Below are 16,272 nucleotides of genomic sequence, written 5' to 3' on the forward strand. Positions count from 1 at the left end.
GTCCGAGCACGCGCCCGACGGCGACGAGGCGGCGGACTCCCGCGCGCTCTGGGGATCACCACGCACGATGCGGGCCGCTAGCGTGGGAGGCATGCCGCTTCGTCGTCCGCTCCGCCGGGCCCTCACCGCCGTGGTCGCCGCGATGGTCGTGACCGGGCCGTTGCTCGTCGGCGTCGGGGCCGGCCATGCGGATGCGGCGCCGTCGGCGCCGTCGGCGTCGAAGGCCTCGTCCTCCGCCGCCGGCCAGGGCGGAGCGCCGGCGCCCGTCTCGGCGATCGGTCCTCGCGCAGGCGTCGACGACTTCACGTTCTCGTCGTTCGACGCCGTGTACGAGCTCTCGCTCGACGCCGAGGGGCGCTCGATGCTCGGGACCACCGAGACCCTCGTCGCCGAGTTCCCCGAGTTCGACCAGAACCGGGGCATCCGCCGCGCCATCCCGCTCGACTACGACGGCCACCCGACCGACCTCGTCATCGAATCGGTCACCGACGGCACCGGTACCCCGCGCGCGTTCGAGACGGAGACCGACGAGGACGGCGAGTTCCTGCTCGTCACGATCCGGGCCGACGACTTCGTGCACGGCAGGCAGACGTACGTCATCGACTACCGCCAGCGCAACGTCACCCACGTGCCCGACGACGCCGCGATCGACGAGTTCTACTGGGACGTCAACGGCACCGGGTGGGCGCAGCCGTTCGGCGTCGTGCGCGCCGAACTCCGGTTCGGGGGAGCGCTCGCCGACGGCTTCACCGGCGCGGTGGCCTGCTACCGCGGCTGGAGCGGTTCGAGCACCCCGTGCGACGGCATCACCACCGACGAGGGCGCCGACGGTGAGACGGTCGTCGTCGCGCAGGCGGCGTCGATCGGACCCTACGAGAACCTCACGATCGCGGCGGGCTTCCGCGCGGGCACCGTCGTGCCGCGCGACGACGCCTTCTGGTCGTCGCCCGCCGCGGTCGGCGGCGGCATCGCGGCCCTCGTCGCCGTCGGCGCCGCACTCGCAGCCCTCATCGCCCGGCTCACCCGGTGGCGCGACCATCCCGGCCGCGGCACGATCGTGGCGCAGTACGAACCGCCAGAGGGCGTGTCCGCATTCGTCTCCGCAGATCTCGTTGGACAGCCCGGCATGGGGGTGACCTCGACCATCCTCGAGCGCGCCGTGGCCGGCGAGGTGCGCATCGTCGAGACGGGTCGGCGCCGTTACGCCGTCGAGTACGTCGGCGGCACCACGCCGGCCGACGAGCACGCGAGCGCCGTCACGCGGTCGCTGTTCGGCTCTCCGCCCGCGCGCGGCGCCGTGCGCGACCTGAAGTCGCGCGACACCGCGCTCGGGCGACGCCTGCTCGCGATCCGGCAGCGGGTGACGAAGGGCGTCGTCGCCGCCGGTCTCCGCCGCCGCCCCGACCGCGGCCTGCGCGTGCTGCTCGGGCTCATCGCCGTCGTCGCGGCCGCGTTGAGCGTCGTCCTGGGCATCGTCGCCCTCGAGGGCGTCATGGGCGGCGCATGGCCTGCGATCTGCTTCGTCGTGGCGCTCGCCGCCTCGCTCATGACGCTCGGCCTGGTCATCGACGTACGCCCGCTCACCGAGCACGGGCGCGAGCTTCGCGACCACCTCGAGGGCCTCCGGCTCTACATCCGGCTCGCCGAGGCCGACCGACTGCGCGTGCTGCAGAGCCCGAGCGGTGCCCTGCGGGTCGACGCGACCGATCAGCGCGCCGTGCTGAAGCTGAACGAACGCCTGCTGCCGTACGCCGTGCTGTTCGGCCTCGAGCGCGACTGGAGCCGCGAACTCGCCGTGCTCTACGAGCGCGAGGGCAGCGCTCCCGAGTGGTACTCGGGCCGCGACGGCTTCAACGCGGCGTGGTTCGCGGCAGGCGTCTCGTCGTTCTCATCGGCGTCGAGCAGTTCGTGGTCGGGCTCGAGCTCGAGTTCGTCGTCGAGCGGCTCGGGCGGCGGCGGCTCCTCCGGCGGTGGCGGTGGCGGCGGCGGGGGCGGCGGCGTCTGAGCCCCGCTCGCCTCGGTCACTCGTCGTCGGCCGCGGGCACCCGCTCGTCGCGCAGGTCGACGCGGCGCTCGGCGTCGACGCCCGGCAGTTCATCGTCGAGCGCGTCGTCGAGCGAGCGTTCGTCGTCGTCGTGCGCCTCGTCGGCCTCATCGAACTCGGTGTCCTGCGACACCGTGAAGTCGTCGTCCTCGGGCGCGAACTCCGCGCCCGCCCCCGCGAGCTCGTCCATACTCCAAGGGTAGGCGGGTCGGCGCCTCAGGGGTAGCCCTCCGCCATATGCTCGCCCCATGGCCGACTGGATGCTGGCGGGTCTCGCGGGCCTCATCGCGGGCGGCGCACTGCTCGCCGGCGCCGTCATCGCCTGGTTCGTCGACGTGCCGACGCGCATCGTCGCCGGCATCATGGCGTTCGGTTCGGGCGTGCTCGTCTCGGCGCTCGCCTACGATCTCGTACTCGAGGCGCAGGACGAGGGCGGTTTCTGGCCGACGGTCGTCGGCTTCGCGGTCGGCGCCGTGGTGTACGTGCTCGCGAACCGCCTGCTCGACCGGTTCGACCAGCGCAACCCGCGCGGCACCGGGCAGGACCCGGGCACCGGCACCGGTATCGCGATCGGGGCGCTGCTCGACGGCCTCCCCGAGTCGGCGGTGCTCGGGCTCAGCATGGTCGGCGGCGCAGGGGTGAGCGTCCCGGTGTTCGTCGCGGTCGTCATCTCGAACCTGCCCGAAGGACTCAGCTCGACCGCCGAGCTGAAGGCGAACGGCCGTTCGCGCGCCTACGTCTTCCTGCTGTGGACGGGCATCGCCCTCGCGAGCGGGCTCGCCTCGCTCGCCGGCTACACGCTGCTCGACGACGCATCGGGCGAGCTCACGGCGTTCATCACGGCGATCGCAGCGGGGGCGATCCTCGCGATGATCTGCGACACGATGATCCCCGAGGCGTTCCGCACCGCACACGCCTTCACGGGGCTCCTCGCGACCGCGGGCTTCCTGCTGAGCTACGCCGTGCATGTCGCCGGGTGAAACCCCGGTTTCCCGTTCTGAGCCCCGGTCCCGCTAGAATGGGCACCGCGCCCGACGAATCCGTTCTTCGGCCGACCGTGCGAGCCCCGCTCGCCGCTGCTCGGTTCGGGATTCGGCGTACCGCGTCGCGCGGCCTCCGAGCCGTGGCAGTCGGCCCGATCACCCATCGGTGCCGCAGGGGGCGTGCCGGGCTCCGGCACGAACGAACGGGAGAACAATGGCCCAGCAGAGGCAGCGGCAGCGCACGCGTTCGCGCGACGACGACGCGCCCATCATCCCGATCCTCGCCCGCAAGGTGCGAGAGGTCGAGCAGAAGGCGCAGAAGGGCAAGCTCGGCCCGACCAACCGGCAGAAGTTCCAGGTGATCGCCCTGCTCATGCGCGAGGAGCGAGCCCGGGTGAAGGCCGACTCCGAGATCGCCGACGCCGCCCGCGCCGAACTGCTCAAGCGCCTCGACGGCATCGCGCAGATCCTCGCGAAGACCGCGGCGCGCGACACGAGCCTCATCCAGCTGCTCGAGCCCGACGCCTCGATCTCGACGGTCGCGCAGCGATTCCGCCGCGACTGGCTGCTCGAGTCGGGCGCCGAGCTCAGCCCCGACGAGCTCATCATCACCCGTGAGGCCGAGCCGGTCGTGCCGCAGCTGTCCGAGAACCAGGTCGTGCCGCGCTCCGTGAAGTCCCGCCAGCTCGCGAACCCGTTCCTCGCCCCCGACTTCTCGAAGGCCGTCGCGCCCGTCGTGCCCGTGCGCCGGCTCGCGAACTGGGAGCTGCTCGGCCCCCTCTTCAAGGCGTTCGAGCAGGGCTCCGGCGGCCAGGCCGCCACGATGGAGCTGCCCGAGGCGCCGAAGGTCGACCGGCTCGCACCCCGCGGCCTCGAGCTCATGAAGCACCAGGCGCGCTTCGTCGAGAGCGCCCGCAACGGGCACCGCACGTTCCTGCTCGCCGACGAGCCCGGCCTCGGCAAGACAGCCCAGTCCGTGCTCGCGGCATCCGTCTCGAACGCCTACCCGCTGCTCGCGGTCGTGCCCAACGTCGTGAAGATGAACTGGGCTCGCGAGGTCGAGCGCTGGACCCCGCACCGTCGCGCGACCGTCATCCACGGCGACGGCGACACCCTCGACGCCTTCGCCGACGTCGTCGTCGTGAACTACGACGTGCTCGACCGGCACATGGCGTGGCTCTCGACGCTCGGTTTCCGCGGCATGGTCGTCGACGAGGCGCACTTCATCAAGAACCTGCAGTCGCAGCGCTCGCGCAACGTGCTCGCGCTCGCCGACCGCATCCGGCGCGCCACGCCCGGCGGCGACCCGCTGCTGCTCGCGCTCACGGGCACCCCGCTCATCAACGACGTCGACGACTTCCGCGCGATCTGGCAGTTCCTCGGCTGGATCGAAGGCGACAAGCCCTCGCCCGAGCTCCTCGGCAAGCTCGAGGAGACGGGGCTCACCCCCGCCGAACCCGGCTTCTACGCCGAGGCGCGGCGCACCGTCATCGACCTCGGCATCGTGCGACGTCGCAAGGTGGATGTCGCGGCCGACCTTCCGGCCAAGCGCATCGCCGACCTCCCCGTCGAACTCGACGACGAGCTCGGCCGCTCTGTGCGCGCCGCGGAGCGCGAGCTCGGCAACCGCCTCGCCTCGCGCTTCCGTGCGCTCGTCGAGGCGCGCCACCTGCGCATCGGCGACCTCGACGAGGACACCCGCGACCAGTTCATCCGGGCGGTCGCGAGCGCCGAGCTCGAGGAGTCGAAGTCGGCGAAGTCCGGCGAGAACGTGTTCACGATGGTGCGGCGCATCGGCCAGGCGAAGGCCGGCCTCGCGGCGGACTACGCGGCGCAGCTCGCCCGGTCCGTCGGCAAGGTGGTGTTCTTCGCGAAGCACATCGACGTCATGGACCAGGCCGAGGCGGCGTTCGCGTCGCGGGAGCTCCGCACCGTGTCGCTCCGCGGCGACCAGACCGCCCTGCAGCGCCAGGCCGCGATCGACGCGTTCAACAAGGACCCCGAGGTGCACGTCGCCGTCTGCTCGCTCACCGCGGCCGGCGTCGGCGTCAACCTGCAGGCCGCGTCGAACGTCGTGCTCGCCGAGCTCAGCTGGACGGCCGCCGAGCAGACCCAGGCGATCGACCGCGTGCACCGCATCGGCCAGGAGGAGCCCGTGACCGCGTGGCGCATCATCGCCGCGCACACGATCGACGCCCGCATCGCCGAGCTGATCGACTCGAAGCAGGGCCTCGCGGCGCGCGCGCTCGACGGCCAGGACGTCGAGCCGGGCTCGGCCGATTCCGTGCAGCTCGACGCTCTCCAGCACCTGCTGCGCCAGGCCCTCGACGGGGCGCTCTGACGCGGACTCGGTGCAGCACGGTGCTTCTGCACGCCCGTGCCGGGCGCGCGGACGGGGCGCTCTGACGCGGACTCGGTGCAGCACCGTGCTTCTGCACGCCCGTGCCGGGCGCGCGGACGGGGCGCTCTGACGCGGACTCGGTGCAGCACGGTGCTTCTGCACGCCCGTGCCGGGCGCGCGGACGGGGTGCTGTGACGCGGACTCGGTGCAGCACCGTGCTTCTGCACGCCTGTGCCGGGCGCGCGGACGGGGTGCTGTGACGCGGACTCGGTGCAGCACCGTGCTTCTGCACGCCCGTGCCGGGCGCGCGGACGGGGCGCTGTGACGCCGGTGCCGACGCGGTTGGCGTGATGCTTGCGCCATTTGGCGACCTCGATTCGAGTGCCCGACCGAAACGTCTCACCAGAGTCGAGGTTCGCTAGACTTCCGAACGTCGTGCCCCGATGAAGCGGCTCCACCGACGATTCCCCCCTCACCCCCAAGGAGTCCAGCGAGCATGAAGATCGGCATCCTCACCTCCGGCGGCGACTGCCCCGGCCTGAATGCGGTGATCCGCGGCGCCGTGCTCAACGGCGTGATCTCGCACGACACCGAGTTCGTCGGGTTCCGCTGGGGCTGGAAGGGCGTAGTCGAGGCCGACATCATGCCGATCACCCGTCACGACGTGCGCGGCCTCTCGAAGCAGGGCGGCACGATCCTCGGCTCGAGCCGTACCAACCCGTTCGAGGGCGAGGGCGGCGGCCCCGAGAACATCCAGCGCATGCTCGACGAGCACGGCATCGACGCGATCATCGCGATCGGCGGCGAGGGCACCCTCACGGCCGCCCGCCGGCTCCACGACGAGGGCGGCATCAAGGTCGTCGGCGTGCCCAAGACGATCGACAACGACCTCGCCGCCACCGACTACTCGTTCGGCTTCGACACGGCCGTCGAGATCGCGACCGAGGCGATCGACCGCCTGCGCACGACCGCCGACTCCCACGGCCGCTGCATGGTGCTCGAGGTCATGGGCCGCCACGTCGGCTGGATCGCGCTGCACTCGGGCATGGCCGGGGGAGCGCACGCCATCCTCATCCCCGAGCAGCCGCAGTCGATCGAGCAGATCTGCGAGTGGGTCGAGTCGGTCCGCGACCGAGGCCGTGCCCCGCTCGTCGTCGTCGCAGAGGGGTTCACGCTCGACGGCATGGACGAGGCGCACTCGCACAAGGGCCTCGACGCCTTCAACCGCCCGCGGCTCGGCGGAATCGCCGACATCCTCGCGCCGATGATCGAGGAGCGCACCGGCATCGAGTCGCGCGCGACCGTGCTCGGCCACATCCAGCGCGGCGGTGCGCCATCGGCCTACGACCGCGTGCTCGCGACCCGCCTCGGCATGGCCGCCATCGACGCGGTCTACGCCCACGCATGGGGCTCGATGGTGACGCTGCGCGGCACCGACATCGAGACGGTGTCGATCGCCGAGGCCGTGGGCACGCTCAACCGGGTGCCGCAGTCGCGGTACGACGAGGCGCGCATCCTCTTCGGCTGAATCCGTGTACGACGTCTGCGTCTGCTACCTGCTCCGCGAGCGCGACGGGGTCACCGAGGTGCTCCTGGGCCGCAAGAAGCAGGGTCTCGGCAAGGGGCGCATCGTCGCACCCGGTGGCAAGCTCGAGCCCGGTGAGACCGCGGCGGATGCCTCGGTGCGGGAGATCCTCGAAGAGGTCGGCCTCGTCGTGGCCGCCGAGGACCTCGAGCCGCGCGGGCTCATGACGTACCACTTCCCCAACCGCGAGAGGTGGAGCCAGCGCTCCCACGTGTTCGTCGCCCGTGCCTGGCGGGGCGAGCCCGAGGCATCCGACGAACTCGACCCCGAGTGGTTCGCGCTCGAAGCGGTGCCGTACGAGGCGATGTGGGACGACGCCCGGCTCTGGCTGCCGGGCGTGCTCGCCGGCGGGCTGGCCCGGCGCACCTTCGTCTTCGGCGAGGATCTCGCGACGGTGGTGTCAGAGGGGCCTCCCGTCGCGTAGGATCGACGCGGCCCTGAACTCCAGGTGAACCGCTCCCTCTCGCAAGAAAGACGCCGGTGGATACGCCCCTCATCGTCGTGCTGGTCATCGCACTGGCGCTCTTCTTCGACTTCACGAACGGCTTCCACGACACGGCGAACGCCATGGCGACGCCGATCGCGACCGGTGCGCTCCGGCCGAAGGTGGCGGTCGCCCTCGCGGCGGTGCTGAACCTCGTCGGCGCGTTCCTCTCGACCGAGGTCGCCATGACGATCTCGGGCGGCATCATCAAAGAGGGGCCGGGGGGCGTGCTCATCACGCCCGAGCTCATCTTCGCGGGCCTCATCGGCGCGATCGTGTGGAACATGATCACCTGGCTGCTCGGCCTGCCGTCGTCGTCGAGCCACGCCCTGTTCGGCGGGCTCATCGGCGCAGCGCTCGTCGGCTTCGGCGTCGGCGCGATCGACTTCTCGGTCGTGCTGTCGAAGGTGATCCTGCCGGCGCTGCTCGCCCCGCTGACCGCGGGCCTCATCGCCTACATCGCGACGAAGCTCGCCTACGCCATCACGCGCCGCCACGACGGCAAGCCCGACGGCCGCGACGGCTTCCGGCACGCGCAGATCTTCTCCTCGTCGCTCGTCGCACTCGCCCACGGCACCAACGATGCGCAGAAGACGATGGGCATCATCACGCTCACGCTCGTCGCCGCGGGCGTGCAGGCGGTCGGCAGCGACGTGCAGCCCTGGGTCATCGTGACCTGCGCCGTCGCGATCGCGCTCGGCACCTACATGGGCGGCTGGCGCATCATCAAGACGCTCGGCACCGGCCTGACCGACGTCAAGCCCGCGCAGGGCTTCGCCGCCGAGACGGCGACCGCCGCGACGATCCTCGCGTCGAGCCACGTCGGCTTCGCGCTCTCGACCACGCAGGTCGCCTCGGGCTCGGTGATCGGCTCCGGCCTCGGTCGTCGGGGTTCGAAGGTGCGCTGGCGCACCGCCGGCCGCATCGGCATCGGCTGGCTCATGACCCTGCCGGCCGCCGGTGCCGTCGGCGCGCTCGCCGCGTTCGTCGCCCTGCAGCTCGGCGTCGTCGGCATCATCATCGACACCGTCGTCGGCGTCGCCGTCATCGCCGGCATCTTCCTCTGGTCGCGGCGCAGCGAGGTCTCGGCGAACAACGTCGTCAGCGAGGTGGCCGACTCCGGCCGCGCCGTCAAGATCAAGCGCAACCCGAAGCCGAAGAAGAAGGTCAAGAAGTGATCGACTGGCTGGCATTCGTCCTCGTCCTCGTGTCCGCCCTCGTCGGCACCGCGGTCGTCGTCTCCGCGTACTCGCTCGGCATCCGGCTGCTCACCATCTCGGGACGCACGCCGATCGTCACGCCCGCAGAGTTCACCGACGCCATCACGATCGTCACGCCCGCCGAGATCAAGGCCGCGGAGAAGCGCGCCAAGAAGGCGGCGAAGAAGAGCCCGCTCTCCGAAGGCCAGAAGCGCGCCGCCCTCGTGGGTGCGTGGGCCTGCTTCGCGGTGAGCGCCATCGCCGTCGTCTACGGCATCTACCTGATCGTCGGCGACCACGTCATCAAGCTGCTGGGCGGGTGATGCCGGCGGGGCGACCCGCCGCACCCGGTCACGGCCATGACGTCATGACAGTCCACCCGTCGTGCGACCCTGCCGCACGTCCCTCATCGAAGGTTCCCGGATGACCACTGCAACGCCTCCCACGACCGACCCGACCGAGCCCGCCGGCGAGAAGCCGGTCGGTGCGTTCGACCGCTACTTCGAGATCTCCGCGCGCGGCTCGAACCTCCTAACCGAGGTACGCGGCGGCATCGTCACGTTCGTCACGATGGCCTACATCGTGATCCTCAACCCGATCATCCTGTCGAGCGGCACCGACATCGACGGGCAGCAGCTCGACTTCATGCAGCTCTCGGCCGTCACGGGGCTCACCGCCGGTGTGATGACGATCCTGTTCGGCGTCGTCGCGCGACTGCCGTTCGGCTTCGCGGCGGGCCTCGGCATCAACTCGTTCCTCGCGGTGTCGGTCGTCGGGCAGGTGACCTGGCCCGAGGCCATGGGCCTCGTCGTCATCAACGGCCTCATCATCGTGGTGCTCGCGGCGACCGGTCTGCGCCGGTTGATCTTCGATGCCGTGCCGATCCAGCTGAAGCTCGCGATCACCGTCGGCATCGGCCTGTTCATCGCGTTCATCGGCTTCGTCGACGCCGGCTTCGTGACGGCGACCGGTGTCGGTTCGCCGCCCGTGGGCCTGGGCGTCGGCGGTTCGGTCGCGACGGTTCCGTCGCTCATCTTCGTCTTCACCCTGCTGCTCACCGGGCTCCTCGTCGCGCGCAAGGTGCGCGGCGGCATCCTCATCGGCCTCGTCTCCGGAACCGTCGTCTCGGTCGTCGTCGAGGCGATCATGAACCTCGGGCCCAGGGTCGCCGGCGGCGAGGTCGTGAACCCCGGCGGCTGGGGCCTCTCGGTGCCCGAGCTGTCGGGATCGCCCGTGAGCGTGCCCGACCTCTCGCTCGTCGGCCAGGTCTCGTTCGGCAGCTTCGAGCGCATCGGGGTGCTCGCCGCGGTCATGCTCGTCTTCACCCTCGTCTTCACGAACTTCTTCGACGCGATGGGCACGATGACCGGCCTCTCGAAGGAGGCGGAGCTCGCCGACGCGAAGGGCAACTTCCCGCGGCTGAAGTCGGCGCTCGTCGTCGAGGGCGTCGGAGCCGTCGTCGGCGGCTACACCTCGGCCTCGTCGAACACGGTGTTCATCGAGTCGGGCGCCGGCATCGGCGAGGGGGCGCGCACGGGCGTCGCGAACCTCGTGACCGGCGCGCTGTTCCTGATCGCGATGTTCTTCACGCCGCTCGTGTCGATCGTGCCCACCGAGGTCGCCGCGGCGGCCCTCGTCATCGTCGGTGCGCTCATGATGTCGCAGATCAAGGGCATCGACTTCAGCGAGTTCTCGGTGCTGCTGCCGGTGTTCCTCACGGTCACGGTCATGCCGCTCACCTACTCGATCGCGAACGGCATCGGCGCCGGCTTCATCAGCTGGGTCGTGATCCGCTCGCTGTCGGGCCGGGCGAAGGAGATCAGCCCGCTGCTCTGGGTGGTCGCCGCCGGCTTCCTGATCTACTTCGCGCGCGGGCCGATCGAGGCGCTCCTCGGGGGCTGACCCGCCTGCGTGTTGCCGGGTTCGGGGACCCTCCCGGAGCGCAGGGGTCGACCCCGGCTTCGGCGTACGCCTGGGACTCCGAGTCCGGCGACAGCACGCGGATGCCTCGTGCCGCATGCGGCACGAGGCATTCGCGTGGCCATCGCGACTCGAGTGGCGTCAGTTCGTGCCGCGCACCTTCGAGATCGCGTTCATGCCGTGGTAGACGACGAGCGCCGCGATCGTGCCGAGCGCGATGCCGCCGAAGACGACGTTGCCGAACTCGATGGTGAAGTTGGCGATGCCGATGACGAGCGCCACGGCGGCCGTGAACTGGTTCACCGGCCGCGTGAAGTCGACCTTGTTGTCGACCCAGATCTTCACGCCGATGATGCCGATGAGGCCGTAGAGCGCGACGGTCGCCCCACCCAGCACGCCCTGCGGGATCGTCGCGACGAGCGCGCCGAACTTGGGGGAGAGGCCGAGCAGCACGGCGACGATGCCCGCGATCCAGTACGCCGCGGTCGAGTACACGCGCGTCGCGGCCATGACGCCGATGTTCTCGCCGTACGTCGTCGTGCCCGAGCCGCCGAACATGCCTGCGATCGTGGTGGCGAGGCCGTCGGCGAACAGCGCGCGGCCGGTCTGCTTGTTGACCGAGGCGTCGGTCATCTGGGCGACACCGCGCACGTGGCCCACGTTCTCGGCGATGAGCACGAGCACGACCGGGAGGAACGCGGGCAGGAGGCCCCACACCGCCGGGTCGGCGAACGGGTTCGTCGCGAGGTGGAAGTCCGGCAGGCCCACCCACGCCGCCTTCTCGAGGGCCGCGAAGTCGACCTGTCCCTGGATGACGGCGGCGATGTAGCCGACGACGACGCCGACGAGGATCGAGATTCGGCCCAGCATGCCCCGGAAGAGCACGGTCGTGAGCAGGATCGCCGTGAGCGTGATCAGGGCGGTGAGCGGGGCGGCGTCGAAATTGACCTTCGCGACCGGGGCGAGGTTGAGGCCGATCAGAGCGACGATCGCACCGGCGACCACCGGCGGCATGAGCACGTCGATCCAGCCCGTGCCCGTCCACAGCACGAGTGCGCCGATCGCGGCGAGCAGGAGCCCGACGCTGACGATGCCGAAGAGGGCGGCGCCCATCGGGTCGTCGAGCTGCGTCGAGCCGAGCGCCGCGAGCATCGGGGCGATGAACGCGAACGACGAACCGAGGTAGCTCGGCAGCCTGTTCTGCGTGATCACGAGGAACAGGAGCGTGCCGATGCCCGAGAACAGCACCGTGGTGGCCGGCGGGAACCCGGTCAGCAGCGGCACCAGGAACGTCGCACCGAACATCGCGACCACGTGCTGCGCACCGATGCCGATCGTGCGCGGCCAGCTGAGGCGTTCGCCGGGGGCGACGACCTCGCCCGGTGCGACGTGCTTGCCGTCGCCGTGCAGGGTCCAGGGCAGGTTCATGGGTCTCCGATCGACATCGAGGGGCGGAAGTCCTCAGATCGTATCGGGGGGATACCCCCATACCGCCAGCCCCGGCGCGCTTCTAGCGTTGAAGTACAACCGAGAAGGAGCACACACCATGACCACCGTCACCGACACCGCAACCCAGGCGCCGTACCAGGGGCAGCCCGCCGCGCCCGTCGCGGAGTCGCGCGGTTTCAGCATCGCGAGCCTCGTGCTCGGCATCGTCTCGATCGTCGCGAGCTACAGCTTCGTCGTCCCGATCGTCGGGCTCGTGCTCGGCATCATGGCCCTCAAGCGCGAGCCCGCGACCCGCACGACGGCGATCTGGGGCATCGTGCTGAACGCCGTCATGCTCGCGGGTGCCGTGGTCGTCGCGCTCGGCGCCGCCGTCTTCGGCCTCGTGATGCTGCCGTTCGCGTTCCTCTGAGCCGAACGCCGATCCGACCCGCGCGGGGCCCGAGCACAGCTCGGGCCCCGCTCGTCGTCGGGGCCGTTCAGGCGTAGAAGCCGCGCAGCAGCGCCTCGGTGCCCGTGAGGTGCTCGGCCATCGCCGCGGCGGCCTCGTCGGCGGATCCGCGCAGGATGGCGCTCACGATCGCCCGGTGCTGCTCATCGGAGTGCGCGATGTTCGGTGCGAGCAGCGGGATGCCGTCGAGCAGCTCGTTGACTCGCATGCGCACCTCGGCCACGAGCGGCGTCACCGACTCGGCGCCGATGACCTCGGCGATGACGAGGTGCAGCCGCGAGTCGGCGACGCGGTACTGGCCGGGTTCGGCGGCGGCGCACTCCTCGCACGCCTGCCAGAGGCGATCGCGATCGCCCGCGGTGAGCTCGCTCTCGGCTGCGCGGCGGGCGACGCCGACCTCGACGACCGCGCGCAGCGCGAGCGTGTCCTCGAGCCGGGCGCGGTCGACCGTGCGCGCGCCCGTCGTCGACCGCTCGGGCAGCGGATCGGAGACGAACGTGCCGCCGTAGCGGCCGCGCCGCGAGACGACCCACCCGGCCTCGGCGAGCGAGCCGATCGCCTCGCGCAGGGTGTCGCGGCTCACCTCGAGGGTGACGGCGAGCTCGCGCTCGGCGGGCAGCCGCTCGCCGGGCGGGATGAGCCCGAGGCGGATGGTCTGCAGCAGGCGCTGCACCGTCTCCTCGAACGCGTTCGCGGGCCGGGCGGGCCGCAGGAGGAGCCCGGCGTCGAGGACGTCGGGGCTCTCCTGCGGTACCTGGTCCATGCTCCGAGCTTAGAGCGGCGTCACGTACGCGGCGCTGATGCCGCCGTCGACGAGGAAGGTCGAGCCGGTGATGAACGAGGCGTCGTCGCTCGCGAGGAACGCGACCGCCGCGGCGAGCTCCTCGGGCTTCGCGAAGCGGCCGACCGGCACGTGCACGAGGCGTCGCTGGGCGCGCTCGGGGTCCTTCGCGAACAGCTCCTGCAGGAGCGGCGTGTTCACGGGCCCCGGGCAGAGCGCGTTGACCCGGATGCCCTGGCGGGCGAACTGCACGCCCAGCTCGCGGCTCATCGCGAGCACGCCGCCCTTCGAGGCCGTGTACGAGATCTGCGAGGTGGCCGACCCGAGCACGGCGACGAACGAGGCGGTGTTGATGATCGAGCCGCGACCCTGCGAGACCATGTGCCGCAGCGCAGCCCGGGAGCACAGGTAGACGCTCTTGAGGTTGACGTCCTGCACCTTCTGCCACGCGGGCAGCTCGGTGGTCTCGATCGAGTCGTCGTCGGGCGGCGAGATGCCCGCGTTGTTGAACGCGACGTCGACCGACCCGTAGACGCGGGCCGCCTCGTCGAAGAGGTGGTTCACCTGCTCCTCGTCGGTGACGTCGACCTGCACGAACAGCCCGTCGACGTCGGCGGCCGCTGCGGCGCCGGTCACGGGGTCGAGGTCGCCGATGACGACCTTCGCGCCCTCGGCGGCGAAGCGCTTCGCGGTCGCGAGACCGATGCCGGAGGCGCCGCCCGTGACGACGGCGACGCGGCCGGCGAGGCGCTGGGTGAGATCGATCGGTGCGGTGGCCATGGTGCTCCTTGCTGGTTCGGCGGCGGGTGCCCGGTGCGGGCGCGGTGGGTGGGCGGTATCAGTCGACGGCGATGAAGACGTTCTTGGTCTCGGTGAACGCGAGCGGCGCGTCGGGGCCGAGCTCCCGGCCGAGCCCCGACTGCTTGAACCCGCCGAACGGCGTGGCGTAGCGCACGGAGGAGTGCGAGTTGACCGAGAGGTTGCCCGACTCGACACTCCGGGCGACCCGGATGCCGCGGCCGATGTCGCGCGTCCAGATCGACCCGGAGAGCCCGTACCGCGACGCGTTCGCGAACGACACGGCGTCGGCCTCGTCATCGAAGGGGAAGACCGTCACGACGGGTCCGAAGATCTCCTCGGTCGCGGTCGGCGCGGTGCGCGAGGGCGTCAGCACCGTCGGCGGGTACCAGAATCCCGGGCCGTCGGGTGCGCTGCCGCGGAACGCGACGTCGGCGTCGTCGGGCACGAACGAGCGCACCCGGTCGCGGTGGGCGGCAGCGACGAGCGGCCCCATCTCGGTCGCCTCGTCGGTCGGGTCGCCGACGACCACGCCCTTGACGGCGGGCTCGAGCAGTTCCATGAAGCGTTCGTAGACGCTCCGCTCGACGAGGATCCGGCTGCGGGCGCAGCAGTCCTGGCCGGCGTTCTCGAACACGCCGTACGGCGCGGTCGCCGCGGCCTTCTCGAGGTCGGCGTCGGCGAACACGATGTTCGCGCTCTTGCCGCCGAGCTCGAGGGTCACGCGCTTCACCTGCTCGGCGCAGCCGGCCATGATGCGCGTGCCGACCTCGGTCGAGCCCGTGAAGACGACCTTGCGCACGGTCTCGTTCGTGACGAACCGCTCACCGACGACCGACCCCTTGCCGGGGATCACCTGGAAGAGCCCTTCGGGCAGGCCCGACTCGAGCGCCAGCTCGGCGAGCCGGAGGCTCGTGAGCGGCGTCCACTCAGCGGGTTTCAGCACGACGGCGTTGCCGGCCGCGAGTGCAGGGGCGAAGCCCCACGAGGCGATCGTCATCGGGAAGTTCCACGGCGTGATGACGCCGACGACACCGAGCGGCTCCTGGAAGGTGACGTCGAGGCCGCCGGCGACCGGGATCTGGCGGCCGAAGAGGCGTTCGGGTGCGGCCGAGTAGTACTCGAGCACATCACGGACGTGCCCGGCCTCCCACCGCGCCTGCACGATCGGGTGACCGGAGTTGCGCACCTCGAGCGCGGCGAGCTCCTCGAGTGCACCGTCGACCGCCGCGGCGAAACGACGGAGGGCCCGAGCCCGGTCGACGGGTGCCACGGCCGCCCAGTCGCGCTGCGCGACGGCGGCCCGTGCGATCGCGGCGTCGGCCTCCTCGACCGTGGCCGGCTCGACGGTCGCGACGATGCGTTCGTCGGCGGGGTTGACGATCGTGCGGGTCATGGTCGGGTCCTCTCGCGGTCGGTGCGGGCGGCGCGGTGCGATCGGGCGGCCTCGACGAGGCCGGCGAACAGGCGACGGTCGGCGGCGTTCTCCTCGGGGTGCCATTGCACGCCCACGCCGAAGGCCGCATCGGGCAGTTCGACCGCCTCGATCACCCCTTCGGCGGTGCGGGCCGTGACGACGAGCCCGTCGGCGACCTCGTCGAGCGCCTGGTGGTGGTAGACGTGCACGGGCAGGTCGCCCGTGTCGCCGACGAGGCTCGCGAGCCGGGAGCCGGGTGCGACCTCGACGGTCGTCTCGCCGAACACGGCGGGGCCGGGTTGGTACGCCTCGGTGCCGACGACCTCTGGCAGGTGCTGGTGCAGCGTGCCGCCGAGCGCGACGTTGAGCATCTGGGCGCCGCGGCAGATGCCGAGGAACGGCAGGTCGGCCTCGATGGCGGCGGTGAGCAGCGCATCCTCCCAGTCGTCGCGGTCGATGCGCGGCGCGCCGGTGCGCTCGTGCGGCGCCTGGCCGTAACGCGCCGGGTCGACGTCGGCGCCGCCGGCCACGATGAGACCGTCGAGACCGGCGAGCACGGCACGCGCGATTCCGGGGGAGACGGGCTGCGGCGGCAGCAGCACGGCGATGCCGCCGGCGTCGGTGACGGCGTCGAGGTACACCTTCGGCAGGAACGAGGCGGGCACGTCCCACACTCCGGTCTGCGCCTGCTCCAGGTAGGTGGTCACCCCGATCACCGGCGCGGGTGGCGCGGCCCGCGCCCCGGGCGCCCCCCCCCCCCCCCCCCCCCCCCCCGCGGCGGCGGCCGCACAGCCCGTGGGAACCCCCCCCCCCCCCCCCCCCC

Annotated in this window: 15 protein-coding genes; 9 read left to right on the top strand and 6 right to left on the bottom strand. The window is 71.6% G+C overall.

The window, feature by feature from the left end; genetic code table 11:
• Window positions 1-91 precede the first annotated feature (91 nt).
• Window positions 92-2,005 carry a DUF2207 family protein gene (locus ACWGPE_RS13580; protein ID WP_452048901.1) on the top strand — a complete coding sequence of 638 codons (1,914 nt, stop codon included), beginning with the start codon at window positions 92-94 and terminating at the stop codon, window positions 2,003-2,005.
• Window positions 2,006-2,021: 16 nt separating this feature from the next.
• On the opposite strand, the gene ACWGPE_RS13585 is transcribed toward ACWGPE_RS13580, so the two are convergent.
• Window positions 2,022-2,234, bottom strand: a complete 213-nt coding sequence (locus ACWGPE_RS13585) for a hypothetical protein (protein WP_231431403.1) — start codon at window positions 2,232-2,234, stop codon at window positions 2,022-2,024.
• A 58-nt stretch (window positions 2,235-2,292) separates the two neighbouring features.
• On the opposite strand from ACWGPE_RS13585, the gene ACWGPE_RS13590 reads away from it, so the two are divergent.
• The 7 genes from ACWGPE_RS13590 (at window position 2,293) to ACWGPE_RS13620 (ending at window position 10,538) form a co-directional block, all read left to right on the top strand.
• On the top strand, window positions 2,293-3,024 hold the full coding sequence (locus ACWGPE_RS13590; RefSeq protein ID WP_231431402.1) for a ZIP family metal transporter: 732 nt from the start codon (window positions 2,293-2,295) through the stop codon (window positions 3,022-3,024).
• Between the two features lie 217 nt (window positions 3,025-3,241).
• On the top strand, window positions 3,242-5,368 hold the full coding sequence (locus ACWGPE_RS13595) for a DEAD/DEAH box helicase (protein WP_452048902.1): 2,127 nt from the start codon (window positions 3,242-3,244) through the stop codon (window positions 5,366-5,368).
• Window positions 5,369-5,864: 496 nt separating this feature from the next.
• On the top strand, window positions 5,865-6,896 hold the full coding sequence (locus ACWGPE_RS13600) for a 6-phosphofructokinase (RefSeq protein WP_231431399.1): 1,032 nt from the start codon (window positions 5,865-5,867) through the stop codon (window positions 6,894-6,896).
• A gap of 4 nt (window positions 6,897-6,900) precedes the next feature.
• Window positions 6,901-7,377, top strand: coding sequence for an 8-oxo-dGTP diphosphatase (locus ACWGPE_RS13605; RefSeq protein WP_452048903.1), 477 nt, complete (start codon window positions 6,901-6,903; stop codon window positions 7,375-7,377).
• A gap of 56 nt (window positions 7,378-7,433) precedes the next feature.
• Complete coding sequence (locus ACWGPE_RS13610) at window positions 7,434-8,615, top strand: inorganic phosphate transporter (RefSeq protein ID WP_231431397.1); 1,182 nt, start codon at window positions 7,434-7,436, stop codon at window positions 8,613-8,615.
• Window positions 8,612-8,959 carry a peptidase gene (locus ACWGPE_RS13615; RefSeq protein ID WP_231431396.1) on the top strand — a complete coding sequence of 116 codons (348 nt, stop codon included), beginning with the start codon at window positions 8,612-8,614 and terminating at the stop codon, window positions 8,957-8,959. The genes ACWGPE_RS13610 and ACWGPE_RS13615 overlap by 4 nt, the downstream gene beginning before the upstream one ends.
• 100 nt (window positions 8,960-9,059) lie before the next feature.
• Window positions 9,060-10,538: an NCS2 family permease gene (locus tag ACWGPE_RS13620; RefSeq protein WP_231431395.1), complete on the top strand. Its 1,479-nt coding sequence runs from the start codon at window positions 9,060-9,062 to the stop codon at window positions 10,536-10,538.
• A 159-nt stretch (window positions 10,539-10,697) separates the two neighbouring features.
• Here ACWGPE_RS13620 and ACWGPE_RS13625 read toward each other — a convergent pair whose 3' ends face one another.
• On the bottom strand, window positions 10,698-11,984 hold the full coding sequence (locus tag ACWGPE_RS13625; RefSeq protein WP_231431394.1) for a uracil-xanthine permease family protein: 1,287 nt from the start codon (window positions 11,982-11,984) through the stop codon (window positions 10,698-10,700).
• 118 nt (window positions 11,985-12,102) lie between these two features.
• Here ACWGPE_RS13625 and ACWGPE_RS13630 point away from each other — a divergent pair, with 118 nt between their 5' ends.
• Complete coding sequence (locus ACWGPE_RS13630; protein WP_231431393.1) at window positions 12,103-12,414, top strand: DUF4190 domain-containing protein; 312 nt, start codon at window positions 12,103-12,105, stop codon at window positions 12,412-12,414.
• Window positions 12,415-12,481: 67 nt separating this feature from the next.
• On the opposite strand, the gene ACWGPE_RS13635 is transcribed toward ACWGPE_RS13630, so the two are convergent.
• Genes ACWGPE_RS13635 through ACWGPE_RS13650 form a run of 4 tightly spaced genes read right to left on the bottom strand, consistent with a single transcriptional unit; the run spans window position 12,482 to window position 16,156 of the window.
• Window positions 12,482-13,216, bottom strand: a complete 735-nt coding sequence (locus ACWGPE_RS13635) for a FadR/GntR family transcriptional regulator (protein ID WP_231431392.1) — start codon at window positions 13,214-13,216, stop codon at window positions 12,482-12,484.
• A 9-nt stretch (window positions 13,217-13,225) separates the two neighbouring features.
• Window positions 13,226-14,014 (bottom strand): 3-oxoacyl-ACP reductase, encoded by a 789-nt coding sequence (locus tag ACWGPE_RS13640; protein ID WP_231431391.1) that lies wholly within the window; start codon window positions 14,012-14,014, stop codon window positions 13,226-13,228.
• Between the two features lie 58 nt (window positions 14,015-14,072).
• On the bottom strand, window positions 14,073-15,428 hold the full coding sequence (locus tag ACWGPE_RS13645; protein ID WP_231431390.1) for an aldehyde dehydrogenase family protein: 1,356 nt from the start codon (window positions 15,426-15,428) through the stop codon (window positions 14,073-14,075).
• A complete protein-coding gene (locus ACWGPE_RS13650) occupies window positions 15,425-16,156 on the bottom strand; it encodes a gamma-glutamyl-gamma-aminobutyrate hydrolase family protein (protein WP_376931090.1) in 732 nt (243 codons plus the stop codon). The genes ACWGPE_RS13645 and ACWGPE_RS13650 overlap by 4 nt, the downstream gene beginning before the upstream one ends.
• Window positions 16,157-16,272: the final 116 nt, after the last annotated feature.

This window comes from Agromyces sp. NPDC055658 (genome assembly GCF_053618155.1).

Bases quoted from the DNA above. Each gene is read 5' to 3' on its own strand.
- ACWGPE_RS13620 (WP_231431395.1), top strand. From the start codon at position 9,060: ATGACCACTGCAACGCCTCCCACGACCGACCCGACCGAGCCCGCCGGC.
- ACWGPE_RS13635 (WP_231431392.1), bottom strand. From the start codon at position 13,216: ATGGACCAGGTACCGCAGGAGAGCCCCGACGTCCTCGACGCCGGGCTC.
- ACWGPE_RS13600 (WP_231431399.1), top strand. From the start codon at position 5,865: ATGAAGATCGGCATCCTCACCTCCGGCGGCGACTGCCCCGGCCTGAAT.
- ACWGPE_RS13640 (WP_231431391.1), bottom strand. From the start codon at position 14,014: ATGGCCACCGCACCGATCGATCTCACCCAGCGCCTCGCCGGCCGCGTC.
- ACWGPE_RS13630 (WP_231431393.1), top strand. From the start codon at position 12,103: ATGACCACCGTCACCGACACCGCAACCCAGGCGCCGTACCAGGGGCAG.
- ACWGPE_RS13625 (WP_231431394.1), bottom strand. From the start codon at position 11,984: ATGAACCTGCCCTGGACCCTGCACGGCGACGGCAAGCACGTCGCACCG.
- ACWGPE_RS13590 (WP_231431402.1), top strand. From the start codon at position 2,293: ATGGCCGACTGGATGCTGGCGGGTCTCGCGGGCCTCATCGCGGGCGGC.
- ACWGPE_RS13595 (WP_452048902.1), top strand. From the start codon at position 3,242: ATGGCCCAGCAGAGGCAGCGGCAGCGCACGCGTTCGCGCGACGACGAC.
- ACWGPE_RS13580 (WP_452048901.1), top strand. From the start codon at position 92: ATGCCGCTTCGTCGTCCGCTCCGCCGGGCCCTCACCGCCGTGGTCGCC.
- ACWGPE_RS13645 (WP_231431390.1), bottom strand. From the start codon at position 15,428: ATGACCCGCACGATCGTCAACCCCGCCGACGAACGCATCGTCGCGACC.
- ACWGPE_RS13585 (WP_231431403.1), bottom strand. From the start codon at position 2,234: ATGGACGAGCTCGCGGGGGCGGGCGCGGAGTTCGCGCCCGAGGACGAC.